General features: G+C 56.0%; 28 protein-coding genes and 4 tRNA genes. 12 read left to right on the top strand and 20 right to left on the bottom strand.

Annotation, left to right across the window (positions count from 1 at the left end):
• Positions 1–368: 368 nt before the first annotated feature.
• Complete coding sequence (locus RAH42_RS06710) at positions 369–1049, bottom strand: hypothetical protein (protein WP_078016960.1); 681 nt, start codon at positions 1047–1049, stop codon at positions 369–371.
• A 324-nt stretch (positions 1050–1373) separates the two neighbouring features.
• Between RAH42_RS06710 and RAH42_RS06715 the strand changes: the two genes are divergently transcribed.
• Positions 1374–2003, top strand: a complete 630-nt coding sequence (locus RAH42_RS06715) for a DedA family protein (RefSeq protein WP_120373080.1) — start codon at positions 1374–1376, stop codon at positions 2001–2003.
• Between the two features lie 131 nt (positions 2004–2134).
• Here RAH42_RS06715 and RAH42_RS06720 read toward each other — a convergent pair whose 3' ends face one another.
• On the bottom strand, positions 2135–2332 hold the full coding sequence (locus tag RAH42_RS06720) for a cold-shock protein (RefSeq protein ID WP_040550697.1): 198 nt from the start codon (positions 2330–2332) through the stop codon (positions 2135–2137).
• 226 nt (positions 2333–2558) lie between these two features.
• On the bottom strand, positions 2559–3899 hold the full coding sequence (gene gltX, locus RAH42_RS06725) for a glutamate--tRNA ligase (protein WP_317539097.1): 1341 nt from the start codon (positions 3897–3899) through the stop codon (positions 2559–2561).
• 117 nt (positions 3900–4016) lie between these two features.
• Between gltX and RAH42_RS06730 the strand changes: the two genes are divergently transcribed.
• The 3 genes from RAH42_RS06730 to RAH42_RS06740 all read left to right on the top strand — a co-directional run bounded on the left by RAH42_RS06730 (position 4017) and on the right by RAH42_RS06740 (position 7787).
• Positions 4017–5213, top strand: coding sequence for a 5'-3' exonuclease H3TH domain-containing protein (locus tag RAH42_RS06730; RefSeq protein WP_317539098.1), 1197 nt, complete (start codon positions 4017–4019; stop codon positions 5211–5213).
• A complete protein-coding gene (locus RAH42_RS06735; protein WP_317539099.1) occupies positions 5153–6610 on the top strand; it encodes a DNA polymerase in 1458 nt (485 codons plus the stop codon). The genes RAH42_RS06730 and RAH42_RS06735 overlap by 61 nt, the downstream gene beginning before the upstream one ends.
• A 70-nt stretch (positions 6611–6680) precedes the next feature.
• Positions 6681–7787 (top strand): SurA N-terminal domain-containing protein, encoded by a 1107-nt coding sequence (locus RAH42_RS06740; RefSeq protein WP_317539100.1) that lies wholly within the window; start codon positions 6681–6683, stop codon positions 7785–7787.
• Between the two features lie 465 nt (positions 7788–8252).
• On the opposite strand, the gene RAH42_RS06745 is transcribed toward RAH42_RS06740, so the two are convergent.
• On the bottom strand, positions 8253–8903 hold the full coding sequence (locus RAH42_RS06745) for an ankyrin repeat domain-containing protein (protein WP_317539101.1): 651 nt from the start codon (positions 8901–8903) through the stop codon (positions 8253–8255).
• Positions 8904–9360: 457 nt separating this feature from the next.
• Between RAH42_RS06745 and RAH42_RS06750 the strand changes: the two genes are divergently transcribed.
• On the top strand, positions 9361–10317 hold the full coding sequence (locus tag RAH42_RS06750) for a tyrosine-type recombinase/integrase (RefSeq protein ID WP_317539102.1): 957 nt from the start codon (positions 9361–9363) through the stop codon (positions 10315–10317).
• A 173-nt stretch (positions 10318–10490) separates the two neighbouring features.
• Here RAH42_RS06750 and RAH42_RS06755 read toward each other — a convergent pair whose 3' ends face one another.
• Positions 10491–10805, bottom strand: a complete 315-nt coding sequence (locus tag RAH42_RS06755; RefSeq protein ID WP_317539103.1) for a hypothetical protein — start codon at positions 10803–10805, stop codon at positions 10491–10493.
• A 639-nt stretch (positions 10806–11444) separates the two neighbouring features.
• On the bottom strand, positions 11445–11756 hold the full coding sequence (locus RAH42_RS06760; protein WP_317539104.1) for a hypothetical protein: 312 nt from the start codon (positions 11754–11756) through the stop codon (positions 11445–11447).
• Between the two features lie 317 nt (positions 11757–12073).
• Between RAH42_RS06760 and RAH42_RS06765 the strand changes: the two genes are divergently transcribed.
• The 3 genes from RAH42_RS06765 (at position 12074) to RAH42_RS06775 (ending at position 13394) form a co-directional block, all read left to right on the top strand.
• On the top strand, positions 12074–12337 hold the full coding sequence (locus RAH42_RS06765) for a helix-turn-helix transcriptional regulator (RefSeq protein WP_317539105.1): 264 nt from the start codon (positions 12074–12076) through the stop codon (positions 12335–12337).
• Complete coding sequence (locus tag RAH42_RS06770; protein WP_317539106.1) at positions 12330–13055, top strand: Fic family protein; 726 nt, start codon at positions 12330–12332, stop codon at positions 13053–13055. The genes RAH42_RS06765 and RAH42_RS06770 overlap by 8 nt, the downstream gene beginning before the upstream one ends.
• Before the next feature lie 75 nt (positions 13056–13130).
• The gene (locus RAH42_RS06775; protein WP_317539107.1) at positions 13131–13394 is read left to right on the top strand and encodes a type II toxin-antitoxin system RelB/DinJ family antitoxin; all 264 of its coding nucleotides are present in this window, start codon (positions 13131–13133) and stop codon (positions 13392–13394) included.
• Positions 13395–13524: 130 nt separating this feature from the next.
• On the opposite strand, the gene RAH42_RS06780 is transcribed toward RAH42_RS06775, so the two are convergent.
• The 9 genes from RAH42_RS06780 to RAH42_RS06820 all read right to left on the bottom strand — a co-directional run bounded on the left by RAH42_RS06780 (position 13525) and on the right by RAH42_RS06820 (position 19227).
• The gene (locus RAH42_RS06780) at positions 13525–13668 is read right to left on the bottom strand and encodes a hypothetical protein (protein WP_317539108.1); all 144 of its coding nucleotides are present in this window, start codon (positions 13666–13668) and stop codon (positions 13525–13527) included.
• Between the two features lie 35 nt (positions 13669–13703).
• Positions 13704–14027, bottom strand: a complete 324-nt coding sequence (locus RAH42_RS06785; protein ID WP_317539109.1) for a hypothetical protein — start codon at positions 14025–14027, stop codon at positions 13704–13706.
• A complete protein-coding gene (locus RAH42_RS06790; protein WP_317539110.1) occupies positions 14017–14454 on the bottom strand; it encodes a helix-turn-helix domain-containing protein in 438 nt (145 codons plus the stop codon). Before RAH42_RS06790 ends, RAH42_RS06785 begins: the two co-directional genes overlap by 11 nt.
• A 37-nt stretch (positions 14455–14491) precedes the next feature.
• On the bottom strand, positions 14492–14830 hold the full coding sequence (locus RAH42_RS06795; protein WP_317539111.1) for a hypothetical protein: 339 nt from the start codon (positions 14828–14830) through the stop codon (positions 14492–14494).
• Positions 14805–15194, bottom strand: coding sequence for a hypothetical protein (locus tag RAH42_RS06800; protein ID WP_120373129.1), 390 nt, complete (start codon positions 15192–15194; stop codon positions 14805–14807). The genes RAH42_RS06795 and RAH42_RS06800 overlap by 26 nt, the downstream gene beginning before the upstream one ends.
• A 189-nt stretch (positions 15195–15383) precedes the next feature.
• Positions 15384–17603 carry an AAA family ATPase gene (locus RAH42_RS06805; protein ID WP_317539112.1) on the bottom strand — a complete coding sequence of 740 codons (2220 nt, stop codon included), beginning with the start codon at positions 17601–17603 and terminating at the stop codon, positions 15384–15386.
• Positions 17604–17613: 10 nt separating this feature from the next.
• A complete protein-coding gene (locus tag RAH42_RS06810; RefSeq protein ID WP_317539113.1) occupies positions 17614–18048 on the bottom strand; it encodes a helix-turn-helix domain-containing protein in 435 nt (144 codons plus the stop codon).
• On the bottom strand, positions 18045–18569 hold the full coding sequence (locus RAH42_RS06815) for a hypothetical protein (protein ID WP_317539114.1): 525 nt from the start codon (positions 18567–18569) through the stop codon (positions 18045–18047). Before RAH42_RS06815 ends, RAH42_RS06810 begins: the two co-directional genes overlap by 4 nt.
• A gap of 568 nt (positions 18570–19137) precedes the next feature.
• Positions 19138–19227: transfer RNA gene (locus RAH42_RS06820), tRNA-Ser, on the bottom strand.
• A gap of 640 nt (positions 19228–19867) precedes the next feature.
• On the opposite strand from RAH42_RS06820, the gene RAH42_RS06825 reads away from it, so the two are divergent.
• Positions 19868–20890: an IS30 family transposase gene (locus RAH42_RS06825; protein WP_317539115.1), complete on the top strand. Its 1023-nt coding sequence runs from the start codon at positions 19868–19870 to the stop codon at positions 20888–20890.
• A 251-nt stretch (positions 20891–21141) separates the two neighbouring features.
• Here RAH42_RS06825 and tadA read toward each other — a convergent pair whose 3' ends face one another.
• The 5 genes from tadA to RAH42_RS06850 form a co-directional block, all read right to left on the bottom strand.
• On the bottom strand, positions 21142–21621 hold the full coding sequence (tadA, locus tag RAH42_RS06830) for a tRNA adenosine(34) deaminase TadA (protein WP_168170132.1): 480 nt from the start codon (positions 21619–21621) through the stop codon (positions 21142–21144).
• 70 nt (positions 21622–21691) lie between these two features.
• Positions 21692–21768: transfer RNA gene (locus tag RAH42_RS06835), tRNA-Arg, on the bottom strand.
• A 40-nt stretch (positions 21769–21808) separates the two neighbouring features.
• Positions 21809–21885, bottom strand: a tRNA-Arg gene (locus RAH42_RS06840).
• Between the two features lie 18 nt (positions 21886–21903).
• Positions 21904–21993, bottom strand: a tRNA-Ser gene (locus tag RAH42_RS06845).
• A 107-nt stretch (positions 21994–22100) separates the two neighbouring features.
• Positions 22101–23156 (bottom strand): 3'-5' exonuclease, encoded by a 1056-nt coding sequence (locus RAH42_RS06850; protein ID WP_317539116.1) that lies wholly within the window; start codon positions 23154–23156, stop codon positions 22101–22103.
• Positions 23157–23702: 546 nt separating this feature from the next.
• Here RAH42_RS06850 and RAH42_RS06855 point away from each other — a divergent pair.
• From RAH42_RS06855 to RAH42_RS06865, 3 genes are read left to right on the top strand one after another with little or no spacing between them, the layout of a single operon-like run.
• Entirely contained in the window at positions 23703–24035 is a 333-nt protein-coding gene (locus RAH42_RS06855) for an N-acetyltransferase (RefSeq protein WP_343228919.1), read from the top strand.
• A gap of 35 nt (positions 24036–24070) precedes the next feature.
• Positions 24071–24718 (top strand): flavin reductase, encoded by a 648-nt coding sequence (locus tag RAH42_RS06860; RefSeq protein ID WP_317539118.1) that lies wholly within the window; start codon positions 24071–24073, stop codon positions 24716–24718.
• Between the two features lie 51 nt (positions 24719–24769).
• Complete coding sequence (locus RAH42_RS06865) at positions 24770–24892, top strand: DUF3795 domain-containing protein (RefSeq protein ID WP_233543453.1); 123 nt, start codon at positions 24770–24772, stop codon at positions 24890–24892.
• Positions 24893–25030 lie beyond the last annotated feature (138 nt).

The raw sequence follows: 25030 nt of genomic DNA on the forward strand, positions 1-25030 counted from the left end.
GTTTTCTTCTTTGCAGGAACCGGCGCGTTTGCCGCGGGAGCCTTCTTTTTCTCATGAACCTTGGATTCTTCGCTGTTCACGTGTTTTTCAACCGCCTTATTTCCCGATTCAAAGCCGGATGCGTTTTTTTTCTTGTCGGAAGATGACGCCTTTTTCGCCTTCGGACTCTTCGGAGCGGAAGGAGATTGTCTGGTTAACTGGACCTGCTCCGGTACGCTCCCGGCGGAATCTCTCACTTTGGGTTCAAGAGTCTTGTTCTTTTTGTGAACAGCCATCGAACATCCTCCTTCACTTCTTCGTCCACGACGAAAAGGCCGATAGATCTTCTCACGAACAACCAGCTTCAAATTCCCACGGGTTTCACAATATCACGTTTCCTCGCTGCCGTCACCGATGGTCAGCTCATAAAAAGCCGGCAACGGGATAGACGGGGACGGTCCGATCACTGAACGGGTCTCGTCGAGCTGAAAGTTCTCCAGCTTATTCACGACGAGCATGTCCTTTGGAATGTCAGTCTCATACGGTAAAGGGGCGCGCAGAAAACCGAAGCGTTCCGCATAAAAAGGGACCAGAGCGCTGCTTTTCTTCCATTTCTGCATGTCCGCACGCATTTCCGCGAGTCCTTCCAGCTCGTTAAAAACCGGAAGCGCCGCCATATAGGCGATGACTTTATAACGTATGAGAGCAATCTGCCCATTCCAAAAAGTGCATTCCGTCACGCCGGCTTTCAGATCCCGGCGCTGAGCAAGAAAATGCCCCGCAAAGCGCTCCATCTCACGGCTATAGCCGAATACAAGGGTAAACGGAGACATATCCGAAGCCATCCTTCTTTCGAGGACGGCTTCATCCCAGATCATGCTGCCGGCGATGCCGCATTCGCTGCCGCAGAGATACAACAGCTCGCTCTCCAAAGAGAGCGCCTGAAAAGACAGATCACGCAGCAGTTCGCTATGGAGCCCCGCCATGGAGATGGCGCCGTGCTCGCGCCGGGAAAAACTCCAGCATCCCACTTCTACGTCAAGTTCGCTGTTCCAATAAGGCAGGCACACGGCACAGTCTCCTTCTCGAAAAATCCGTATATTATTATCCCATAAAGAACGCCTCAAGTGGGAGAAATATTTTTAAGTTCTCTGTTTCGGTCTTTTTCCGGAAGACGTCCGATGATGCTACAATAGCGCCGTGCTTCGTATTGTTTCTCGGAAAGAAGACCGCCGCTCTTTTTCCCGCGCCGGGGAGGTGCCGAAAAAAGCGAGAGACAGGGTCCGTCAAGGACTCGTCTCGACGCGACGTGCGTCCTTGGGCCTCGAAGCACGTACGGATTAGACTTTTAATCGATCACGGATCTTAGAAAAATCGTCGAGCGGGGTGAAGTCATGCTAAGCGATGTTTTTGGCAGTTTGGTCAGCTGGCTGGTGGATACGATCGGCTCGCTGGGATATACGGGAATCGTCGCACTGATGTTCCTGGAATCGTCCTTTTTCCCTTTCCCCAGCGAAGTCGTTATGCCTCCGGCCGGCTTTTTGGCCCACGGAGGACACATGTCGCTGCTGGGGGTGCTTCTTGCGGGGATTGCGGGCAGTCTGTTGGGAGCGCTGTTTAATTACTGGCTGTCGCTGCGTTTTGGGCGCCCCTTTTTCATCAAGTACGGCAAACACTTCGGGATCACGTCGGAAGTTCTTGACAAAGCCGACTCGTTCTTCGAGCGTCACGGCCATATCAGCACGTTCGTCGGCCGTCTGATCCCGGTGATCCGTCAGTATATCTCGCTGCCGGCCGGGATCGCCCGCATGAACCTGACGCGCTTCTGTTTCTACACGACGCTTGGCGCCGGCATCTGGGTCGTCATCCTGACGCTGCTGGGTTACTGGCTTGGCGCCAATCAATCGCTGATCCGGCGGCATCTTTCGGAGGTCAGTTTCGCTCTCTGCGCTGTTTGCACAGCTGTCGTAGCAGTGTACGTCTGGCGCCAGAAAACAAATCAAAAATCAAAAAAGAGTCGATAGCGCGTTTTGTTCCACGGCGGATTCTCCTTGGGGAGAACTCGCTTTTTTTGCGTAATAGCATAAAGGCCGACAGATCAGATCTGCCGGCCTTCTTTTTTAATCTAAAAAGGGTTCAATCACTAACGGTCGTCCTACAGACGGACGACGTTAGCAGCCTGAGGGCCCTTTTCACCATCGACGACGTCGAACTCGACTTCTTCGTTCTCCTCAAGGGACTTGTAGCCGTCCATCTTGATAGCGCTAAAATGGACAAAAACGTCCTTGCCCTCTTCGGTGGTGATGAAACCGAAGCCCTTGGTGCTGTTGAACCATTTCACTTTGCCCTTCAAAGTACATGCCTCCAAAAAAAACGTGATGAAAAATCCCGACCAGTTCGGGAGCGCCCGGAAGATTCTCCGAGTACGGGGAAAATATACAACGATTCTTCTGAAATGTCAAACTTGAAATTAGCGCGCGCACGTTTTTTCAAGGATTTTTATACATTGCGTTTCCCTTCCTCGGCAGAGAAAGCGCACGTGCATTTTCAAAAGCAGTCTTTGCACCGCGCGACGAAAGTCAGAGGACGTTATAATGCCGCAGTCTCCTGGACACCTCGTCGCGGCCCAGCAGTTCGATCACTTCGAAGATGCCGGGGCTGACTTTGTAGCCGGTCAGCATGTAGCGCAGCGGCATGGCGATGTCTTTCAGCTTGGCTCCGTTGGCGTCGCACCACTCGCGCGCGAAGGCCAGCATCTGATCGGGCGTGACCAGCTCGGGACGAGACAGAAAATCGGTATTGAACTTTTTCAGCAGGACGCGGCGTTCGTCCGTCAGGTCGCTGCCGTCGTACCGGGCCGCCACGGGCGCAAAGGTCACGAGATAGTCGGAGAACTCCGCCAGTTCCTTGATCGTCTTGCCGCGGCCGGCCATGATCTCGAAGCATTTGCCGAGATAATCCAGATCGAGTTTGCCGCAGTCCACGCCCATTTCTTCCCAGAAAGGACGGACCAGTTCGAATTTTTCCCTGACGGGCATTTCCGTGATGTGTTCCTGATTGATGAAATTCAGCTTGTCGAAATCGAAGACCGAGGACTTGCGGTTGATGTTGCGAAGTTCGTATTCCTTGATGGCCAGGTCGCGGCCGAACACTTCCACGTTCCCCTTCGGAGCCCAGCCCAGCAGCGCCAGAAAGTTGAAGATCGAATCGGGCAGGTAGCCCATGTCGCGGTATTCGTAAACGCTGGTGGCGCCGTGGCGTTTGGAGAGCTTTTTCTTGTCCTTGCCGAGGATCATGGGCAGATGGGCAAACTTGGGCATCTCCCAGCCCAGCGCCTTGTAGATCAGGACCTGCTTGGGCGTGTTGGAGATGTGGTCTTCGCCGCGGATGACGTGAGAGATCTTCATCAGATGATCGTCGACGACGACGGCGTAATTATAGGTAGGGAAACCGTCGCTTTTGATCAGCACGATGTCCTTCATCACGCCGGTACGGCCGTCGATCAGCGCGTCGCTCTTGTAGTCCACGTGGCCGTAGACTTCGTCGTCGAAGCCGATGTCCAGCCCAAGCGGCACTTTGTAGATGACCGCGCTGCCGTCCTTGTAGGCTTTGCCTTCGTCGAGAAGCCGTCGGGCGTATTTATTGTAGAGGTCGAGGCGTTCGGTCTGACGGTACGGTCCGTAATCGCCGCCGACGTCGGGCCCTTCGTCCCAGTCGAGATTCAGCCATTTCATCCCGGCCATGATCGTCTCTTCGTATTCCGCGGTCGAACGGACGCGGTCGGTGTCCTCGATGCGAAGGATAAACTTTCCGCCGGTATGACGGGCCCACAACCAGTTGAAAAGCGCCGTGTGAGCGCCGCCGATATGTAGCGCGCCGGTGGGGCTGGGCGCGAAACGTACTCTCACTTCATCCGCCATTTATAAAAGTTCCTCCTCACATAATTGGTTCATCGCGTGTACAATAGACAAACGGATGCGGAAGAAAATCCGCAGAGATTCAGAGAGCATTATAACCCGTCCTGGAGGTTTATGGAAATGCCTGGAAAAAAGATTTTGCTTATCGACGGACACGGCATCGCCTTTCGCGCCTTTTACGCGATCCCCGAGCTGAACGCCCCCGACGGCACGCCCACCAACGCGCTGGTCGGCTTCTTCAACATGTTCGCCAAAGTCAGACACGACCGGCGTCCCGACGAGATCTACGCGGCGTTCGACATGAAGGAACCGACGTTCCGCCACCAGCTCTATCCCGAATACAAAGCCACGCGCCGGCCGACGCCCGAGGAGTTCAAAATTCAGGTTCCGCTGCTCCACGAAATGCTTCCGCTTCTGGGCGTCCACATCATGGAGCGTCCTTCGGTCGAGGCCGACGACCTGATCGGTTCGGCCGCCGTGCAGTTCGCGTCTCGCGGCGACGAGGTGCTGATTCTCACCTCGGACAAGGACATCATGCAGGTGCTGCGTCCGGGCGTGAAGATCCTCCGCCCCGGCAAGGGCGTCTCGTCTTTCGAGGAATACGACGTTCCTCACTTTACCGAAAAATACGGTTTCCCTCCGGACACAATGGTCGATTATCTGGCGCTGATGGGCGACTCGATCGACAACATCCCAGGCGTGCCCGGCGTGGGCGAGAAGACCGCTTCGAAACTGCTTCAAAGTTACGGCTCCATCGAAGGCATTCTGGAACATGCCGGTGAACTCAAGCTGGCGCTGCAGAAAAAAATGAGCGAGCACGGCGCGCAGGCCGTCGCGAACCGCAAACTGACGCGGCTCAAATGCGACGAGGACCTGAGCGAATTCATCTCGAAAGAAGCGGCGGTCGATCTGGAAGCGTTCGGCGCTTTCTGCGCCCGACTGGGCATGAAAAAGGCGGCCGAATCCTTCGGCGCCGCAGCTGAAAAGAAAAAATCCCCCGCCGGGAATCCGCCGGCGGAGGCGGCGCGGCCGTCGCCCGTCAGTACCGGGGACGACTTCGGCGAGGCCGTCCCCCCCGCTGCCGCGATCCCGCTGGACACGATCCTGTGCGCGCCAAGGATCGCGCTCGATCTCGAAGAATCCGGCGCGCCCGTTCCATACACGATCAAAGAAGAAACGCTGCAGTCGCGCCGCGTCATCCTCGCCGCCCCGACGGCAGCTGGTGGCAGGGCACGCTGGCTGAACTGGCGCCGCGTTTGGACGAACTGTTGGACAACAGGGTCGTCTGTCTCGACGCCAAGGCGCTGTGTTACCTGATGGAGCGGCCGCGCCTCGGCGGGCTTTGGGACGTCAAGACCGCCTGGTACCTGCTCCATCCCGATCTGGAAAGCTACGACATCTCGAAGGAGATCGGCCTCGAACTTTCGCCCGGCCGGGCGCTGCGCCTGTTGGCCATCGCCCGCTCCATGGAAGAAAAAATCGCCGCACAGGACATGACGCGGGTCATGAACGAGATCGACCTGCCTCTGATCCCCTCCTTGGTCGACATGGAGCGCCGCGGCATCCGCCTCGACCGCGAAAAAATGCTGGCGCTTTCGCGGGAGCTGGAACGTCAGCTGAACGCGATCACCGAAAAAGTCTACGAAGCGGCCGGATGCGAGATCAATCTCAACTCGCCCAAACAGATCGGGGAGCTTCTCTTTGAAAAACTGGGGCTTCCCGTCGTCAAGAAAACAAAGACCGGCTACTCCACCGACGTGTCGGTGCTTGAACAGCTGCGGGAGATCTGCGGCGCGCGCTGCGAAATCCCGGGGCAGCTCCTGGAATACCGCGAGCTTCAGAAAATGGCCTCCGGCTTCGTGCAGCCGCTGCTGAGCGCGGCCGGCGAGGACGGTCTGATCCACAGCACCTTCGAATCGCTGACGACCGGCACGGGGCGCCTCAGCAGCCGCGATCCCAACATGCAGAACCTGCCGGCTTACAGCGGCTGGGGACAGAGGATCCGCGAATGTCTGATCCCGTCGCGGCCGGGGCATTGCTTCGCCGCCGCCGATTATTCGCAGATCGAACTGCGCGTGCTGGCCCATCTCTCGGGAGATCCGCAGCTGATCGAGATCTTCAAGTCGGATCGGGATATCCACACCGAAACCGCCGCCATGATCTTCGGCCTCCCCGCCGACGCCGTCACCAAGGAGCTGCGCCGCAGCGCCAAGACCGTCAGCTTCGGCCTGATCTACGGCATGAGCGTTTTCGGCCTCGCCTCCCGGCTGGGGACGGACCGCAACACCGCGTTCCAGATCATGGACGCCTACTTTGCCGCTCTCCCGGGCGTACGGGAATACATGGAAACGAGCAAGAAAAAATCCCTCGAAGTCGGCTACACGTCCACGCTTTTCGGCCGCCGCCGCCCGATGGACGAGATCGCCACCGGGAACCAGACGAAAGACCACCAAAAACGCGTCGCCATCAACGCCCCGATCCAGGGGACGGCCGCCGACATCACCAAGATCGCCATGAACAAAGTCGCCGCGCATTTTGCCGGCCGCGACGTGGCCATGGTGCTCCAGGTCCACGACTCCATCGTCTGTGAATGCCCGCAGGATCGGGCCGAACAGACCGCCATGGAGCTCGGCCAGGTCATGGAAAGCGCCGTTCAGCTCTCCGTTCCTTTGAAAACGGAACGGACCGTCGGCACATCTCTCGCCACGGTTTAATGTTTTATGGTACAATTCTTGGGCTGAAACAGAATTTTTCACGCTGCCAATTCGAAAGGAGTAAAGTCACTTGCAGATACTTACTGCGCTTCGCACTCAGATCAAGTGGATCCTCGCCCTGTTTATCGTCATCTTCACCGCTTCCGTCGGATTCATGTACGGCACGGGCAGTTCCTCCGACTCCGACAATCAGCGCACCGGCGATTTCGTGGTCGCCAAAGTCAACGGCGAAGAACTGCACATCAGCCAGCTGCAGGAACACCTGCGCTCGTTCGTCGAGCGCAACGGCATCCGCGACCTGTCCGACAAACAAATGCCGCTTATCTACAAAGCCGTGTTCGACGAAATGGTGTCCAACCGCGCCGTCATCGACGAAGTCGCCCGCCTGAAAATCAGCGCCCCCGCCGACGACGTCGACAAGCAGCTGAAAGAGGTCGAGAATCAGTACGTGACCAAAGAAGCCTTCATGCAGACGCTGAAGAACCAGGGCAGCAGCCTCGAACAGGTCAAAGCCGAGATCGCCCGCCAGCTGGCCATCAACAAGATGCTGGAAGACGTTTCCGGCGGCGTGGTCGTTTCCGACGACGAGATCAAAGCCCTGTACGACGCGCTGCGCGGCAACTTCACGTTGCCGGCCGGCATCGAAGCCGACTTTGTCCAGCTGAAGAGCAAGGAGGCCGCCGACAAATTCGCCGAAGAAGTGAAGGCGGACAAGGACTGGGACAAGGCCCTTACGATCGTTTCGGCCGACATTGTCCAGGCGACCTCGAGCGACGTTCACGAGCGCATCGCCGCGACGGAGATGGTCGGCAAGCTCGAGCCTCTTTCCGCGCTGAACGACGGCGAAACCTCCGCCCCTATCGAGATCACCAGTCAGGATTATTTCGTCGTGCACCGCATCAGGGCCGTCTCGGAAGACGTGCGTCCTCTCTCCGAAGTGTCCGACAGCATCAAGACGATGCTCCTTCAGAGCAAAAAAATGGAGGCCCAGCGCAACTACATCAAGGGGCTGACCGATAAGATGAACGTGGAGATCGTCGCCCCCGAACTCTTCACCGTCAAGAGCGACGACGTTCCGCCTGCCGACGCCCTTCCCGATGAAAAGCTGGACGGACTGAAACCGGCTTTCACCGAGGATGCGGCAAACAAAGCCGCTGATCCGGCCGCCGTGAAGTAACCGGCATTCAAAGTATGCAAAAGGCCGATAGGAGAGATTCTTCCTCTCCTATCGGCCTTTTGATGCCGCGGAATCCAGACGGCGCCGGACTCGCAAAAAATCTACACGGCCCGCGCCGCTTTTATCTCATACTATTTCTTGATAAAAAGCACTAATATAGTTTGCAGGGCGCTGCGAGGGAGTTCAGTCGCTCAGAAGGAGCTCGACTGCTGCGCAGCTCGCCTTATGAATCTTCCTCTCAGCGCCTCTGCGTTCGGTATTTTAATTGAGAAATAGTATCATACTATTTCTCAATTAAAATGCCGAATGCAGAGGCGCTGCGGAGGAGATTCACAAAGCGAGCTGCGCAGACCGCGCAGCGGTCGAGGGAGTCCTGAGCGACTGAACTCCTCCGCAGCGCCCGGGAAACTATGTTAATACTTTCTATCAAGAATTAGTATCATGTCCGTCACAGTCAATTTACGCCTATCCTGCCGGCACCGTATTCACGACCACGGCCTTGCGCTTCTGCGAAGAGCCGTACGCGATCCGGTCCGTCTCTCCCAGAGAAATATTCGACGTGTTCAGGCGATCCATGGAATGTTCGATCAGCGTAGTGCCGCACAGCTGATAACATCTTTTCGACCAGAGATCCACATACTCGATCGTTCCCTCATACGAGCGGCCGTTCTCGGCAGGCTCCAGTTTCATGTGTTTGATCAGGAGCTGAAGCATCTCCTTGCCGCGCACGTGGTAACGCGCCAGCCGCAGCGGCGTCCAGCCTTTGGCGTTCGTCGCCATCGGATCCGCTCCGTGCTCGAGCAGCGCCTGCACGACGCGAAGATCCTTCGTCCAGACCGCGGCGTGGAGGATCGTATCACCGTATTCGCCCGTCGTCCGCACGTTGACGTCAGCCCCGGCATCGAGAAAATATTGAACCACTGCCAGCGAGTTATTCTGCGCCGCCAGGTACAACGGCGTAATCCCGTCGCGAAACGGCTGTGTGACGTCGATTTGCTCCGCAGCGACTCTTCCCTTGATCTCTTCGACCGTCCCTTTGACGCACAGCGTCCAGAAGTCTTTCCCAGGCTCCGGCTGCACCTCTGCCGCCGCAACGCTTTTTTCATCGTCCGCCATTCGTTCCTCACCCTTCATCACAATTCACCGTTCCGTTATATCACAAAGTCGAGAGATTGCGCCAGATGCGGCCGTTTTTGATGGAATCAGTCGATTTTCAGCACGCGGTACTCGCCGCAGTCTTCAACTGTGCTGCACGATGATCCCCCCTGAAGCTTATTGATTCCCCCTGACGCCAGTATAACAAAAAGCCCCGCGAAGGGGGCTTTTTATGATTTTCACAAAAATCATGGCGGAGGGAAGAGGATTTGAACCCCCGAGGGGCGTGAACCCCTGGCTGATTTCGAGTCAGCTGCCTTGCCCGCAAAATGCCCACACCCTACGACGCCAGCGATTATAACACCTCATGCCCCGCTGGACAAGAGCGGCTTCCGCCAGCAGCAGCTGATTCATCGACTCGAAATTTTCAGATATTTCAGCGTTGTAAACAGAATGATTCCACAAGGAGAATGGAGAAATGACATCCGCACGAACGCTTTTCCTGATGAGCAACGGGCCCGTAACGTCGATCGATGAAGCCGCGCAAAGCTTTCTGACCTGCAAAACCGCCGCCAGAGCTGCGCCCAAGACGTGCAAGGAATACGCAAAGACGATCCGGCAATTCTTCGCCGCCTTCCCGCAAGCGTGGAGCAGCCCGCTGAAGATGCGCACCGCCTTCCTTTCGTGGCTCAGCCAGGAGGTCGCTCCCGCCACCTACAACCTGCGGCTGATCTACGTCCGCGCTTTCTGGCGCTGGTGTGTCGAAGAGGGGATACAGCAGCCGGAACCCGATCCGTTCAGGGGCCTGAAGCGCCGCAGTGCGCCGGGACGGTTCCGCGACATCGACGCCGCGAAGGTGAAAGAGCTGCTGGCGCTTCCAGACCGTTCCACATGGGCGGGGCTTCGGGACTACGCCCTGATCCTCTTCACGCTCGACACGGCCACGCGCCCCGGCGAAGCGCTCCAGCTGCTTCCGGCCGACTTCAACTTCTCTTCTCTCGCGGTCGTCATTCCGGCGCACGCCGCCAAGACCCGCGAAGAGAGGATCATCCCCCTCTCGCCGACCACGGCCGCCGCGCTGAGGCACGTCATGCAGCGCCGGCCGCGCGAATGGGACGCGGAAATGTATGTTTTCGCCAGCGTCACGGGGCGGCGTCTCGCCGTGGAACGCTGGAACGACCGTCTGAAAGGTTATCGCTTGAAAGACGGCACCACGTTCAGGCCCTACGACCTGAGGCACGCCGCCTGCACGCTCCACCTCAGGGCCGGGATGAGCGGAGAAGTCCTTCAGCGCCTCATGGGCCATCATGGCCCGGAGATGACGCAGCGCTACATCCACCTGACCGCCGACGACCTCAGAAAAGAGCAGGCGCTCACTTCGCCCGCCGAACTGTTGGTTCCCGCGAGGAAAAGAGCGCCCAGAAAGATCGGATAAACTACTCAGCCCTTCACAGCCGCCCGCTGTGGGGGCTTCTTTATTTCACAGGTATGATTATATCACCTCGCTCAAGTTACGGGCCTTGCAGCGCGTTTATGAAGGCCGTTCATCTTCACTGCACCTGAAATTCCCGCTTGAGAGCCTGTTGCAAGAGCTGCGCATCGGGATCATCACGCCGAAATCCGCCTGACCTCTTCCACAAACTTGTACCCGTGAAACTTCAGGGCCGCCAGCCTGGCCTCCGTGCCGTTGTTCGCGTAGACCTCGCAGACTTTGGCCAGCTTGCCGCCCTCTTTCGCGTAACAGGCCCACTTGCCGCGGCACAGTTCAGCCGTCAGCCCCTTGCGGTAAAAGCCGCTCCTTACGGCCGCCTCGAGCGCGCCGTCCCTGTCGACCGCCTCGATGATGTCGGTACGAGGGCCGCCGTATTCACCTGTGGCATAGCCGGCGCTTGCAGATTGACCTTTGATCTTGAAATATGCCATTTTTAGCCTCCATTTTACATTACAGGTATGATTCTATTACCTGACCTAAGTTTGGGGCCTTCTGACGCGAACATGAAGGCCCCTTTCGACCTTGTTCTACCAGATTTCTTCCGACAAGGAACAACTTCCCCGGGGGGGAACGAAACGTTCCCCCCTTCAACAAGTGCAATTTTGCGCCCATCTAAGCGCCCTAAGTTGAACTTACCCCGTCCGCTATCCCTGCGTCGCGTTTCCTGCCCAGGGGCCTCCACACTATGGACATCCTTTTACAAGGAAGTTCTAAAACGGAACACCCCTATACTGTGAAACGCCGTACCCTTCACGCTCTGCGCGCACGGGAACGTTGATGATGAAAAGTGGCGTGTTTAGTAAACACCCCTGACGTTAAGGGGATCTTGACCAAAGACGGGGAATGAGCGGAACAGTATTCCGGTCATGGATGCGCCAACTTCAGAATTACTGAAGTCAGGTGGTTTCACCCCTAGACGGCGATGAAAGGGGTACAAGTATTGTTTGTACCCTAAGAATTACTGAGGGAACCGTCCCCTCAAGAAAAGGGTGTAGCTAATACCGATACCCCTTCATGCCCTGCGCCCGCTCTCATGCCTCCTGATTCTCGGCCTGTGCCGGTTTTACCATTCACAAGACGCTTTCTTCCGTCGAGGGCTTCACGTCAAGTTCGCCGTTGAGGTACGCCCTTGCCAGTCGCGAATACAAAAGCTTCAGCGCCGCTTCATCTATCTCTTTATCTTCTGGCGTCTTGTCATATCGTAATCTCCTTGCGTACCTGTCAGTGTCAGTCGGGATATTTTCTTCACCTAATTCCAACGGCGGGCGGCGAGGATGCCGATACACCACATCAATGGCCAAAGTGCAATAAGAATTATCGGGAAATGTCATTTTCACGCCTAGTTCTGAACACTCTTCCAATTTCACGCCATGAATCATCATGAGAACATTCTCCTTTCACACTCTCCCCGAAGAGAAAGCCGCCGTGTTACAGTACAAGCGGCCTTCTTCTCAGGCCCTCGCCCTTGCTACTGTCCTAACAGTTCCAAGGGTCTTTTTGATGCGCCGTCCCGAATCGACGTGCTTCAATCCATCACCTCTCTTGTGTGTTATCGTCTTTCCCACTCAATTATCCGCTTTAGCAGTCGTTATGTCTTATTTCACGAACAATATTATCATAGAATGTTCGTGAATGCAAGCCTTATTATTGCGAAAATGGACATTTATGATAAAATAACGGATAGAAAGGATGTGAAACAATGCCATTCAACTATAAACCGTTGTTCAAACTACTCATTGACAGAGGCATGAAGCGTGAAGACTTAAGGAAAACTGTCAATGCCTCTCGTACTACCTTCTCTAAAATGAGTAAGGGCGAATACGTGGCTCTCGAAGTGCTCGACCGCATCTGCTCCGCCCTGCGCGCGCCGATCCAGAACGTGATCGAGCACGAGCCTGCGGCCAGCGCTGAAGCCGACGAACCGGAAGCTGACCGCGAAGGGAAGGAGCAGGCTCATGATTAGCTATTCCCGCCTCGCGGAGCTGAAAGCCAGGCTCGACGCCTGCCGGCCATTGACGCCCGGAGAGCTGGAACGCCTTCGGGAACAGTTCACGATCGAGTACACCTACAACTCCAACGCCATCGAGGGCAACACGCTCACGCTCAGGGAAACGGCGCTTGTGCTGGAAGGGATCACCATCGGCGAGAAGCCGCTGAAAGACCACCTGGAAGCCATCGGCCACCGCGACGCCTTCGCCTGCGTCGAGCGGCTCGTCTCGGAAAAAGAACCGCTGACGGAGTGGCGCATCCGGGAAATCCATTCCCTCGTACTCATGGACAGGCCGGAAGACAAGGGCCGGTATCGGAAAGTGCCCGTCGTCATCGCTGGGGCTTTCCACACGCCGACGGAGCCGCTGCTGATCCATGAGGAAATGGCCGCCCTGCTGAGAGACTTCGCCGCCACGGACAAGAACGCGGTCGAGGCGGCGGCATTGTTCCATCTCCGCTTCGAGGGCATCCATCCCTTCATCGACGGCAACGGGCGCACGGGGCGGCTGCTGCTGAACTTCATGCTCATGCAGGCGGGCTTTCCGCCCGTCAACGTGAAATACAGCGATCGCCGCCGCTATTACGCCGCCTTTGATTCCTACTACAGAGACGGCGATTCCGCGCCGATGACCGGTCTGGTTAAGGAGTGCCTCGAGGCCCGTTTGCTGGAGTATTTGAAGGTACTGGATTGACCGCGAAGGGAAAAAGCAGACAGTTTCTTGACGCGTAATTCATCTTGCACTACAATATTTTCAGAGGTGATGAAGATGAACGCGGAGAATACAACCGTCGTCAACGTCCGCATGCCGCAGCAGATCAAGCACGACGCTCAGCAGATCCTTTCCGAACTTGGCCTCAGCACCAGCGACGCCGTGCGGCTGTTCTTTCGTCAGATCGTCGATGAAGGCGGTCTTCCCTTCCAGCCGCGCCTCAGCGCCGAAACGCTTCAGGCCATGGCCGACGCGGAAGCCGGAAGACTCGAAGAAGTGACGCTCGACCAGATGAAGGCCGAACTTGATGCGATCCATTAAATGAACCGTTTTCCAAAAAAACAAAAAGTCCATTCAGTTGAATATCGTGAATTTTCTGAACTAATTTGTCAGGACAAGCCGCCTCTCGATCTGAGAAGCGGCTTCGTTGTTTTCCGTTGGCGGCCCTTGCCTACAACATATTGCTGCGCTTCAGTTCGTAGATCGTGCGGATCGTTTTCTCCTCGACCATATCGCTGATGAGCTTGGCGGTCTTGCGGGTCTCTTCCTCGTCGCCGGAGCCCCCTTCGGTCGTCACGGAAATGTTGTTGTTCACGACGACGTCGCCCTTCGTTCCCTGCGCGATAACGCCTAAATCGCCGCCCGGAGTATTCCTCCTACCTCTTGAATGCGCTCCCACGCCGCCAGCATCGCGCCGTGGACTATGGCCATGTCGTCGTCGGTCGGGGCGCGGTTGACCCTCCGGATGAACTCCCGCCCTTGCAACGGACCGGGGGAAGGAACCTGATCGTCAGGCTCCAGAACGGCGATCTTGTCAGCTGGGGAACGCGCCTGGTACAGCGTGGCCCTCGATCCGTCCGCGAAGGTGAGCTCGGCCATGGCCATGCGGTCAAAGCTCAAGCTCAGCCCGTTCTCTTCCATCAACCGCTGAAAATCTGTTCTCTCACTCTGCATTGCTATCAGCACTCCCGTCTCTTACACCCTTGAGGAAGACGATGAACGGATCGTCCTCGCTCCCGATCTTGCTTGTGCCGCTCGTATCGCGATACAGCTTGTCCCGCTTCTCGATCCTCCACGCCGCGGCCTTCCAGTCGCGTTCTCCGGCCAGACCGATCACCTCCATGTCGTTCCGCGTCACCTCCGCGAAAGCGATGTTCACCTCCTTCACGAAGTCGTGGAACTTGCCGCGTTTTTCCTCTTTGCCGCGCCTCAGCCAGTTGTAAAAGGTCTGCCGCGTAATCCCTGCGACTGCCGCGGCGGTTTCTATGTACACGCCGCAGCGGATCGCGTCGATGATCTTGTCCTTCACCTCTTCCGTCAGCTTTTGCGGCATACCTGCTTTAGGACGCGCCAGCTTAACGCCCTTCGGCTTGCTTCCCATGGTTAAAACCTCCTAAGTACGTAAACTTTCATTCATTTTATCCACACTTCCGCACAGCGAGCCTTCCGCGAGGGAAAGAACACTCAGGCGGCACTTCCCGGATCAGCCGCATGGCATCCGCTCGATCGTTCGCCACACCCCGCAGCACCTCCGTTTCGCGGCCTCTCTCGTCTCTGTATACGACGGCAAACTCGGAAAGGCCCGTTTCTACGGCCTGCCAGCTTCTTACGTTAAAGACGCCGGGATCATGATCGAAGGCCCAGCGGTACGATACAAGCCCCCTCTCCGCCGCGGCTTTGTCCAGTGCGTCAAGGCGGTCTTGTGCCGCGCCGTGCCAGATGACCGTCTCTCTATCTCTCACTGCGAAATAGCTCACCCTGAACGCCTCCGTTCTCATTCTCTACGCCCTTGCGGCGCTGTATCGTCCTGACGACCATATCCACCAGTTCAGGCTTCTTCATCTGCGCCCAGTCGGCGTAGAAGCAGAGCCACGAGCGGGAAGCGTAGCCGTTCTGCTTGTCGTACTCGCTCTGCATGGCGGAGGGCCGGCAATGCCGCCCGCGCGTCCAGTTTCCGCCCTGGATCTCCAAAGCGACGCGCACGCGGGGCCATGCGACGTCACTTCTCCAGAGCCGGTCAGGCCGGGCGAAGTGGTACTCAAAGAAGTACTCCTCGCCCGTCCGGCGGCTAATCTCTTCCGCAACGATCAGCTTGAGGGCGTCGCGCTGCTGATCAGTCATCCGTCTCACCCTCCAGCCATAAGTCAGGCGGTGAAATCGCCACACGATCCCTGCCAAAGTCCGCCCGCTCTCCGAACTGATTCAGCAACGCCTGGCGAACAACTTCGGGCGAGCATCCCGCCCTTTCCGCAAGGGAAGAAATGGGGGCGGAGAATTTTTGCAGGATAAATCCCGTTTTTTCGTACTCGCTTAAACAACCAGGGGGGCTGTTACGCTTGTTACGCTGTTACGCTTTTCGCCTAAACCATTGGTATCACTGCTTCGGATAGGCGTAACAACAGGCGTAACAGAAGCGTAACAGCCTCGTTCTTGCCCAACCGTAACACCCGTAACAGGCGTAACGGGCGTAACAGGCGTAACAGGCGTAACAGAAAAGAGAGAGAGATTATTATCTTCTTCTTTTATAGGGGGAACTTCTTTTTCTTCGCGGCACAGGGCTGCTTCTTCTGCGAGGTAATAACTGCCGTCGCTGAACCGCTGGAGCTGGCCCGCGTCTTTGAGGCGCTTAACATACATCCGGACATTTTGCGGAGAAATTCCCGCCGCTTCCGCGATCTGCTTGGGCGACATCGGCGCGCCGGTTTCTTCCAGAGCGTCGAAGATGGCCCTCGCTGTGCCGGTTTCCTTCTCGCGGCGCTCTTTGTAGATCTCTTCCGGCGTGGAGAGACGCCAGCCCGCGGGCTTCGTCCAACGGATGGGAATATCGTCGGTACAGTTCATGTCTCGTCCCGTCCGCTCGATCACTGCCGTTTCGCGCTGTCCCTCACGCTTCAGGGCGAGGATCGCATCCGCCGCGCTCGGTAGCCCCATGGAACCGGACAGCCCTTCCAGCATCTCACCGCTTGCCGCACCGCCTTTTTTCAGGTGGTGGACGAGAAGGATCGGCGTATCCGTCATATCGGCCAGTGCTTTCAATGGGCCGACGGCCTTATAGTCGGCTTCGTAGGCGTTCAGGCCTTTGTCCGTGCCCGCTGGCTTCACCTTGTTCCAGACGTCGATAACTACGAGCGAAGGGCTATTTTCAACGACCCATTCCAGCAGTAGCTCAAGCCCTCCGGCGTCGAGGCGTGGGAAGGTCGTTGTGAAGCTCATGACAGAGGGAACGCCACCCATAGGGTAGAGCAGCTGGAGCCGCTCTTTTAAACGTGCCTGAGTGTCTTCCAGAGCCGCATAGAGTACGGCCCCCTGCGTCGTCTTCATGCCAAGGAAGGGCTTTCCAGCCGCGACCGCCGCCCCCATTTGCAGAACGAGCCAGCTCTTGCCCTTCTTGGCAATCGAGGCAAGCACGGTCAGCCCCGAAGGAACAAGCCCCTCGACCGCCCACTTCTTGGCTTCGAATCTTGTGGCCATGAGCGCAGACGCGCTAATAAACTTTGGCTTGTTCCGCGTCGCTTCCGAAGCCTGCATCTTGCGCAGCATCCGCGACAGCTTCAGACGCTTCTCAAACTCCGTGCGGGCGGCCTCGAAGCCCTTGGCGAGAACAACGTCGTTCCAGTCGATGTTGCTCTCCCCTTGGGGAATGGCTTTCAGGGCGTCGGGAATCGCGGGGCGCAGGGTATCATTTTCGTGCCCCCGTCCGCGCTTTTTCGCTTCGCCCAGCCGCACGGCATTGTAGGCGTCTTCTCCGGTTTCGCCCGCGTCGGTGGCGATGACGATCTCCCTGCCCGGGAACCGCGAAGAAAAAGCCGCCGCCACGACGGACACATTCCCCGCCCCGAAGCAGCAGATCGCGCGCGCAGAATCGCCGACAAAGCGTTTCACCGTTGCCGCAGTGGCCATGCCCTCGCAGAAGACGAGTGGCGCGTCTTTCCCGGAACACGTTCCGGCTTCCCAGTAGCCGCCCTCTTTAATGCCAAGATCGCGCTTGCCCCACTTGCCATCAGCCTTGAAGCAGTCGATCAGTTCCACGCCGACGAGCTGATCCGTCTTCGCGTCCTTCACGGGGACGATCAGCTGCCCGCGGCGGGGGATTTTCTGGTACGGCTTCGGCAAAGCGGGGCCGCTAAAGGGAAGCACTCGCAACGCAAGGCCTGTTACATCGATCCGCTTGGCTTTCAGGTATTCATGGCTCTGCACGTCTTTCTCCGTCGCCATCTCCCACACGGCACGGGCCGCCTCGATCTTTTCCCTCTCCGCTGCTGCGGCTTTGGCGTCCCGCTCTTTCCTCGAGGAAGAAGAAGTCCCGCCGCCCGCGTATTCCGGCGCTGGAACGCCCAGACGGCCGGCAAGGTCAGTCAGCGTGCCGCTCTCGTCGGTACCAAGATCGTGCCAGCAGCCTTTTTCAAAGTTGACCGTAAAGGAGGGGCTGCGGTCTTCCCGCAGCGGCGAGCTCATGACCACCTCGTCTCCGCCTCTCCTTAGCTTCTCGACTCGAGACTCGACGTGCTTCTCGAACCACGCGGCGTTCATGTCTCGCTGGCTAAGCATCACTCGCCGCCCCCTTCCCCGCGCCGATCAAAATGTATTTCCCTTCAATGGCCAGTACTGGCCAGCCGTCGGCGCGCAGATATCCCATGATACGCGCCAGCTCATCAGGCGATACGCCCGGAACGGCCTCTACGGCATCCCCGCGAAGGAGAGATTGAAGCACGGCCCGCTTTCTCTTAATGTCTTCCGGCGTCTGCTCCAAAGAGTAGCGCGCCAGCCCGGATACGCCACCGACGTCAACCATCTCTGTTCTTATGGGGAAGCCAAAGTCGTTCCGCAGCTCGCTGATACGGGCCGCCAGCCGCCGCACTCCGTAAAGCGCCTGCGCTTCGTCCTGCGTCAGCGTCCTGCCGCTTTTCAGGTGGCGCAGCACAAGCGCCCGCTGCGTTCTCGCCGCTGCTTTATTGATACTTTCCTGCGCGCTCATGCCGCCACCTCCTGCCGGGAAAAGGGTACAAAAAATCCAGCCACCGCCAGCGCGTCACTCCGCGCGGCAATGCCCGGTTCCTCGATACTTTTATTCTGTTGAGAGTCTACGACAACATTGACACGTGCCTCGTGGCCAGTGCCTACATGATGCGAGTCAGATTGTCCGTCTCCGTCCCCGTCGTCTGAACCGCCGCCGTCGTCGCCGCCGGAGTCTGCACCCTGCTCGACATGGGCACGTACAGCCTCTCTGCGCACACGCACGCGAACCGGCGTAAAGCGCCGCAGCTGTGCGCGCGCAGCCTTCACAGCAGACCGCAGGAACGGCATCGGATCGGCCGCGGCGTCAAGGCCCGCCACGTCTTTGAACACGGGGGCGCTCCGCGAGGGAAGGACTAAGACGCGGCTCACGCGAGCGCTCACGGCCTTCCTGAACTCCACATTATTTTGGAGTTGCGCTTTCAACTTTTTTACGCTATAATTGTTCATATAAAAAACAACCTTCCTTCTATCGACCGCCATCAGGCCCGTGCCTGAGCGGTCTTTTTTTTGCTCACGCCAGCATACGCGGCGCGCCCCGGTCGTCGGCGATCATGTCGCGCGGTACGCCGATGCATGCAGATACGCCTAACAGCTCATCACTGGTCAAGTAGCGACTCCTATCCCCCCTCTCAAAATTCCTGTACCGTGCCGCGTCAATGCCCGCCTGCTCTGAGACCGCCTTCACTGAAATGTCGCGCCGCATACGTTCGAACCTTGCCACTGTCAACATTTTTCACTCACCTCTCTTTCGTACTTTTATACCATATATAGAGCAATTGCGCAAGAGTTTTCCACTAAATAAGGCACTCCATAAACCTCCCTTTCTGTGGTAACATGAGTAATCATACGGATCAAGGAGGTGAGTAATGGATAGTCGGGAAAATATAATCTTTATTAAATGTAGAGACTCAAGGCGCAACACAGGAATGTTTACAACTTGAAATGCACGTTCGGCTTCCCAGCAGCAACTGATTCATACAAAAAAGCGCCGGAACGCAGTCCATGAACAACATACATGGAAACGCTCCGACGCTTTGAAATCACTGCATGGCGGAGGGAAGAGGATTTGAACCCCCGAGGGGCGTGAACCCCTGGCTGATTTCGAGTCAGCTGCCTTCGACCACTCGGCCATCCCTCCGCAGACGAAGGGTATTATAGCACAACCCGAAGAGCTTGCCTAGTTGTTTCTGCCGTCGGGGAGCCGACCGAATTTGCGTGAAATTCTTCAAGGTAAATGCAACGCAACATCCGGTACCCCGTTGCATTAAATCTGAATTAAAAGAAGCTTGCATTTAGTCTGAATTGATGAAAGACCTTTCTTACGAGACAACAGATCTCGGAAAGGAGTTCATCATCATGAACAAACATTTGACTCTGGCTGAAAGAAAAGCCATTGAAAGCGCCCTCAACCGGCGAGAATCTCTCATACTATTTCTTGATAAAAAGCACTAATATAGTTTGCAGGGCGCTGCGAGGGAGTTCAGTCGCTCAGAAGGAGCTCGACTGCTGCGCAGCTCGCCTTATGAATCTTCCTCTCAGCGCCTCTGCGTTCGGTATTTTAATTGAGAAATAGTATCAGAAGTATTGCCTCAACAGTTCTGAAGTCGCCGAGTACGATCTCCAGAGAGATCAGAAAACATGCAGAGACTGTCTTCAAAGGCTGTTATGGCCGGACAGCAAACTGCTGCCTTCACCGGTATGACTGCTCCGTTACTTCCCTTTGTAACACCTCTCCGAAATGCCGTTCACTGTGTTTCCGGTGCTCAAGATGTAATACGATGTGTCCTGACTTTAAGGAGGAGGTCTGCCCGCAGCTTTCGGTTCCTCCGTATGTCTGTAACGGCTGCCCCAACCGTCACCGCTGCACTTTAAAAAAACGGATCTATTCTGCTAAATCTGCAAATGACTCTTACGAGAAAACTTTGCATGAGGCTCGTGAAGGCTTCAATATCTCCGATGCCGAGCTTGCAGATATTGATTCTTTTTTCTCTCCTCTCATCAAACAGGGGCAGTCTCTCTATCATATTATCCGTAATAATCGAGATACTGTTCCCTGTTCTGAAAGTACCGCCAGACGGCTCCTGCTTTCGGGTATTTTAGAGGCACGGAAAATAGACTTGCCCCGAGCTGTCCGTTTTAAGAAGAGAAAGGGAAAAAGAAATAACATGAAGGTGGATAAAAAATGTCGTGAAGGCCGTACCTACAATGATTTTCTCTCTTTTTCGGAGAAACATCCGGACATGCTTATTACCGAAATCGACAGTGTCGTTGGCACCGCAGGAGGAAAAGTTCTTCTGACTGTCATCTTAAGAAACTGCAACTTTATGCTGGCTTTTTTGAGAGATAAAAATACTGCTCAATCTGTTGAGCAGATTTTTACAATGCTCTTCACTCTTCTGGGCAGGAAACGCTATAAGTCCATGTTTCAGGTCCTTCTTGCTGACAACGGTACAGAGTTTTCCAATCCGACGGCTATCGAAAAAGGTCCGGACGGAGAAAGAAAATCATATATGTTCTATTGCAATCCACAAGCACCGCAGGAAAAAACGAAGGTTGAAAATAATCATACTCTCATTCGAAGGATCCTTCCCAAGGGAACAACTTTCGACAATTTATCCCAAACTGATATCAACCTGATGATGTCTCATATAAACTCATACGGGAGGAAAAAATTTAACGGAAAATCTCCTGCAGAGATCTTTATCAACCTGTATGGCGAGGACGTATTGCATTTACTCGGACTCGAACTTATTCCGCCACAGGATATCTGTTTAAAGCGGACTCTTCTCGCCGGTAAATAACGGCTCCTTTTTAATTTCTTGATTGCATTAACTCTGAACTGAAAATTTTGCTTTCAGTTGAGGATCACTTTTGTATGCACTTTTTTCGGACAATTTCCTCGTAACAGCTTTTCATCCCCTTGAATTTGTTCCGTTAGCGCAATCTTGATCGTTATTATGTGTTCGTAATGACTGCTTGCTGCTTTTGTCCTGTCAAAGTAAATGCAACCCCGTCGCATTTACTTTGACGAGGTTGCATTTACTCTGAAAATTTACCGACCGAATTTGCGGTTTTTCTCACGGCAGGCCTGAAAGAAATCCTGAAGGAGCGCGCGGCATTCCTGTTCCATTACGCCGGGGACGACCTGCAGACGATGAAAAAGGCGCGTGTCGCGCGTTAAATCGTAGAGGGTGCCGCAGGCGCCGGCTTTCGGATCGGTACAGCCATAGACGAGACGCGAAACGCGCGCCTGAACGAGCGCCCCGGCGCACATGGGACAGGGTTCGAGCGTCACGTAGAGGGAACAGCCGCTCAGGTTCCAAGCGCCCAGATTTTGTGCGGCGTTTCGCAGAGCGACTATCTCGGCATGCGCGGTGGGGTCATGTTCAACCCGGCGCCGATTGCGCCCCCTGCCGACGATCTCTCCGCAAGGATCCACCACGAGCGCGCCCACGGGGATGTCGCCTTCGCGCGCCGCCTGAAGCCCCAGTTCGAGGGCAAGGTTCATGTATTCCTGATCGCGTGTGAGCATGAGAGGTCTCCGTTCGCACAATGCAAAACAGGGGAGCTCCTCACGAAGCTCCCCTGGCTCTTCTCCAAGATGGCGCGCCATGCAGGATTCGAACCCACGACCTCCTGGTCCGTAGCCAGACGCTCTATCCAGCTGAGCTAATGGCGCGCAAAAAAACACCGCACGACTGAGGGCCTAAACAAAAAACTGGCGCGCCATGCAGGATTCGAACCCACGACCTTCTGGTCCGTAGCCAGACGCTCTATCCAGCTGGGCTAATGGCGCGCATCGTTATTTTTAAGATGGCGGAGAGAGAGGGATTTGAACCCTCGAACCCGAAACCGGGTTACACACTTAGCAGGCGTGCGCCTTCGGCCACTCGGCCATCTCTCCGGCCTCAATCGAACAGGTCACATTCTAACGCGGCGGACCACTCCTGTCAAGCGGAAAATCGCCTCCTGTCGGAAAATGCCGAACTGAAGAAATCCTTTTCCTCCCGCTCAATCCGACCCGGTGCAAGCCGCTATGGATGGCTCCGTTTTCCGTTTTCTGCGGCAGGAGCGATTTTTGGCGGCGCCCTCTTTTTTCGCTTCATGGGCCTCCAGCCCTTCGAACCTGACGTCCGCCCGCCGATACAAGCGGCACCCCTGCGCGCGCAGGATCTTCCACAGCTGCTTCAGCACCGGCAGCGAAACGCTGTCGGCAACGCGCAGATTCGGCAAATACGCTTGCCAAAGGCACTCGCGATGGCGGTCCATAAACTTGTCGGCCGCCTCGGGAACGCTGCCTGCGAAACGCACTTCGACGCAGATTTGCTTCCTTGCGTGCCACAGGTGGATTACCGCGGCTTTTTCGTCGCCCGCCTCGAAAACCGGAAGGCTGTTGTAATCGATAACGTTACCGGACGTCTTTTTCGCCGTCCCCTTTGCGCTCTTCCGGATCGGCTTCTTGGGATCGTTCTTATGGGCGAAATCGTGCAGCACCTGTATCCTTTCGGCGTCGGGCAACCTCTGCGCCGCGTCGTGAAGGATCTGGTACAGCCGGGCGGTCGTGCGGCAGTCGGCCTCGGCCCGATGAAAAGTCTGCGCGTCGATCACAAAATGCTCCGCCAGCGCTTTCAAGTTGTAATGTCCGGTCCCCAGCGCCGGAAAGAGCGCTTGAGCCCAGTAGAAAGTATCTACGTACACGTTTTCAAGCCGGGCGTGATAAAGCTCCTGACAAAAGTGATCGATAATGGGAAGATCGTTTTCCGCCACCGCATGCCCGACAATCACGCTATCGCCGATGAAATCGCGGAGCGAGCCGATCACCTCACGGGGAAGCGGCGCACGGCGCACCATGTCGGTGGTAATGCCGGTCAGATCGGAGACGTAACGAGACACCCGCGCCACCCGCGGGCGCACAAGGGAGCTGTACGCGTCAAGGCACTGCCCGTCAGGAGCGAAGCGGACCGCGGAAATTTCGATCGGACAAAACCGGACGTAGCCTTGAGATTCGACGTCGAGCACCACGTAGCCCTTCTCCGCCGGAAGAAAAATATCCGCCTCTCTGTTCATTTCCGCTCCCCCTCCCCCGTTCACAATTTATTATTCTATAACCGAAACGCCGTTCTGTGAACCGCTGTATGCGAGATTGCAGCAAAATTCAGAGCGATCTTATACCGGGCCTTGTAAAAAAACGTTATAGTACCCCGACCGCGAGAGGCAGAATGAACGCCGCCGCCACCCACCGTACGGTCCATCGCAGGAGAACGCTCCTTTCAACGCAGAGGGCGCTATCCACAAAGGATGCTCGTCGAATGTATCTGCAAAAAAAATAGATCGAGCCTTCGCTATCGCAAAGAGCGAGCCGTTCGCCTGCCGATTCCGCTCTTGAATGCCCGCATATGATAAAGAAGCAAACAAGAAAATAGCAGAAGGCCTCGCTATTCCGCGACGTTCGGAGGCCGGAAGTAGAGAGACGTTCATATTTCTGTGCTATATTGAAAAAGCTAACGGGCAACGCCCGATTGAACAAAATCGAGGCTCGAGGAGGAATAGGATGATTTTAGAAACAGAAAGACTGGTACTTCGTCCTATGGTGTCAAGGTTTATAGGATCATACTGGGCGGTCGGAAGGTCGGCGGCATGGTGATCACGGTGGACGGAAAACGCGGCGGTCTGGACCTGCTGTTCGTTTCGCCGCACCTCCACAGCGGGGGCATCGGTTATGCCGCGTGGTGCGCGGTAGAGCGGCGGCACCCGCAAGTGGCCCTCTGGGAGACCGTCACGCCCTCTTTCGAGAGACGAAATATCCATTTCTACGTCAACCAGTGCGGCTTCCATATCGTGGAGTTTTACAACAGCCATCATCCCGATCCCAACACCCCGGATTCGGAGGAAGAGACGGACGGGCAGTTTCCGGACGGGAGGTTTCGTTTTGAGAAGAGGATGTAAAAAGACACATCGGTATCATTATGGGAGGAGCAGTCATGAAAATAGAGATCGGAAAAAATTTTCCCCAGTATTTCAAGCCCTCGTATCCAGAGGAATTCGAACTGTTTTCACACTTTGAAACGACCGCGGGGATACCAACGGTTTTGTTTGCCATCACCACATGGAAGGGAAATGGAAAGCCGAATGTCTGCTTTCATTCGTGGAGCTGCTTTCACGGAGATAAGACCGCTTTTTTCGCCGTGATGGGGAATGTGTACCAGCACACGCATACCTATGCAAACATCCAAAGGGATCAATGCTTTTGCATCGATTTTCTGCCGATAAGCTCCTATGACAGATTGATAGATACCATTAACCACAATGACTTGGAAACGGATGAATTTGCCGTAGGAGATTTCACGCTTTCCCATGCGAAAACGATCCGCGCGCCGGTCATTCAAGAGGCATTCATAAATATGGAATGTACTTTGAAAGAAACGCGGAATTTAAGCGGTGCGGGGATCACCTCAATGATTGTCGGTCAGGTACAGCATATCTCCGTGGAAGAGGAATATGCGCAGGGCTATGAGCGACGATACGGCAGAGAGGGGTTTATGATGCTGATACCGGCGCCGCAAGATCTTATTACCGGGGCCGCCGGTCGATCCGCGATCGCCACTGTAAATATCGAGAAATGCGACTGACAGCACAGGAGCAGTCACCAGACAAGCCGGACCTCCAGGAGGTGCGTAGCTGTGAGGGATACGATCGCATACTGCGGGTTGGACTGCGAAAAGTGCAACGCATATCTTGCAGCACTCAATGACAATCAGGCGTTGCGTAAAAAAACGGCAAAAATCATGGGCCGAGTTGAATAATGCTCCCATTTTGCCTGAACATATCAACTGTCAAGGCTGCCGCGTTAAAGGGGTTAAAACACTACACAACTTTGTCGGCAGGGTGGACTTACCGGAGTGATGCTCCAACTCTCCGGCGTAGTGCGCAAGTGCCAGATG

The organism is Pyramidobacter sp. YE332, from assembly GCF_033060595.1.
Lineage (GTDB): Bacteria > Synergistota > Synergistia > Synergistales > Dethiosulfovibrionaceae > Pyramidobacter.

Coding starts and splice junctions, on each gene's coding strand:
- RAH42_RS06860 (WP_317539118.1), top strand. CDS start 24,071: ATGAAAATAGAGATCGGAAAAAATTTTCCCCAGTATTTCAAGCCCTCG.
- RAH42_RS06805 (WP_317539112.1), bottom strand. CDS start 17,603: ATGAACGCCGCGTGGTTCGAGAAGCACGTCGAGTCTCGAGTCGAGAAG.
- RAH42_RS06755 (WP_317539103.1), bottom strand. CDS start 10,805: ATGGCATATTTCAAGATCAAAGGTCAATCTGCAAGCGCCGGCTATGCC.
- RAH42_RS06815 (WP_317539114.1), bottom strand. CDS start 18,569: ATGGCGGTCGATAGAAGGAAGGTTGTTTTTTATATGAACAATTATAGC.
- RAH42_RS06730 (WP_317539098.1), top strand. CDS start 4,017: ATGCCTGGAAAAAAGATTTTGCTTATCGACGGACACGGCATCGCCTTT.
- RAH42_RS06850 (WP_317539116.1), bottom strand. CDS start 23,156: ATGAACAGAGAGGCGGATATTTTTCTTCCGGCGGAGAAGGGCTACGTG.
- RAH42_RS06760 (WP_317539104.1), bottom strand. CDS start 11,756: ATGATGATTCATGGCGTGAAATTGGAAGAGTGTTCAGAACTAGGCGTG.
- RAH42_RS06825 (WP_317539115.1), top strand. CDS start 19,868: ATGTGTCCTGACTTTAAGGAGGAGGTCTGCCCGCAGCTTTCGGTTCCT.
- RAH42_RS06745 (WP_317539101.1), bottom strand. CDS start 8,903: ATGGCGGACGATGAAAAAAGCGTTGCGGCGGCAGAGGTGCAGCCGGAG.
- RAH42_RS06765 (WP_317539105.1), top strand. CDS start 12,074: ATGCCATTCAACTATAAACCGTTGTTCAAACTACTCATTGACAGAGGC.
- RAH42_RS06770 (WP_317539106.1), top strand. CDS start 12,330: ATGATTAGCTATTCCCGCCTCGCGGAGCTGAAAGCCAGGCTCGACGCC.
- RAH42_RS06790 (WP_317539110.1), bottom strand. CDS start 14,454: ATGGGAAGCAAGCCGAAGGGCGTTAAGCTGGCGCGTCCTAAAGCAGGT.
- RAH42_RS06810 (WP_317539113.1), bottom strand. CDS start 18,048: ATGAGCGCGCAGGAAAGTATCAATAAAGCAGCGGCGAGAACGCAGCGG.
- RAH42_RS06750 (WP_317539102.1), top strand. CDS start 9,361: ATGACATCCGCACGAACGCTTTTCCTGATGAGCAACGGGCCCGTAACG.
- RAH42_RS06715 (WP_120373080.1), top strand. CDS start 1,374: ATGCTAAGCGATGTTTTTGGCAGTTTGGTCAGCTGGCTGGTGGATACG.
- RAH42_RS06775 (WP_317539107.1), top strand. CDS start 13,131: ATGAACGCGGAGAATACAACCGTCGTCAACGTCCGCATGCCGCAGCAG.
- RAH42_RS06800 (WP_120373129.1), bottom strand. CDS start 15,194: ATGACTGATCAGCAGCGCGACGCCCTCAAGCTGATCGTTGCGGAAGAG.
- gltX (WP_317539097.1), bottom strand. CDS start 3,899: ATGGCGGATGAAGTGAGAGTACGTTTCGCGCCCAGCCCCACCGGCGCG.
- tadA (WP_168170132.1), bottom strand. CDS start 21,621: ATGCTCACACGCGATCAGGAATACATGAACCTTGCCCTCGAACTGGGG.
- RAH42_RS06785 (WP_317539109.1), bottom strand. CDS start 14,027: ATGCAGAGTGAGAGAACAGATTTTCAGCGGTTGATGGAAGAGAACGGG.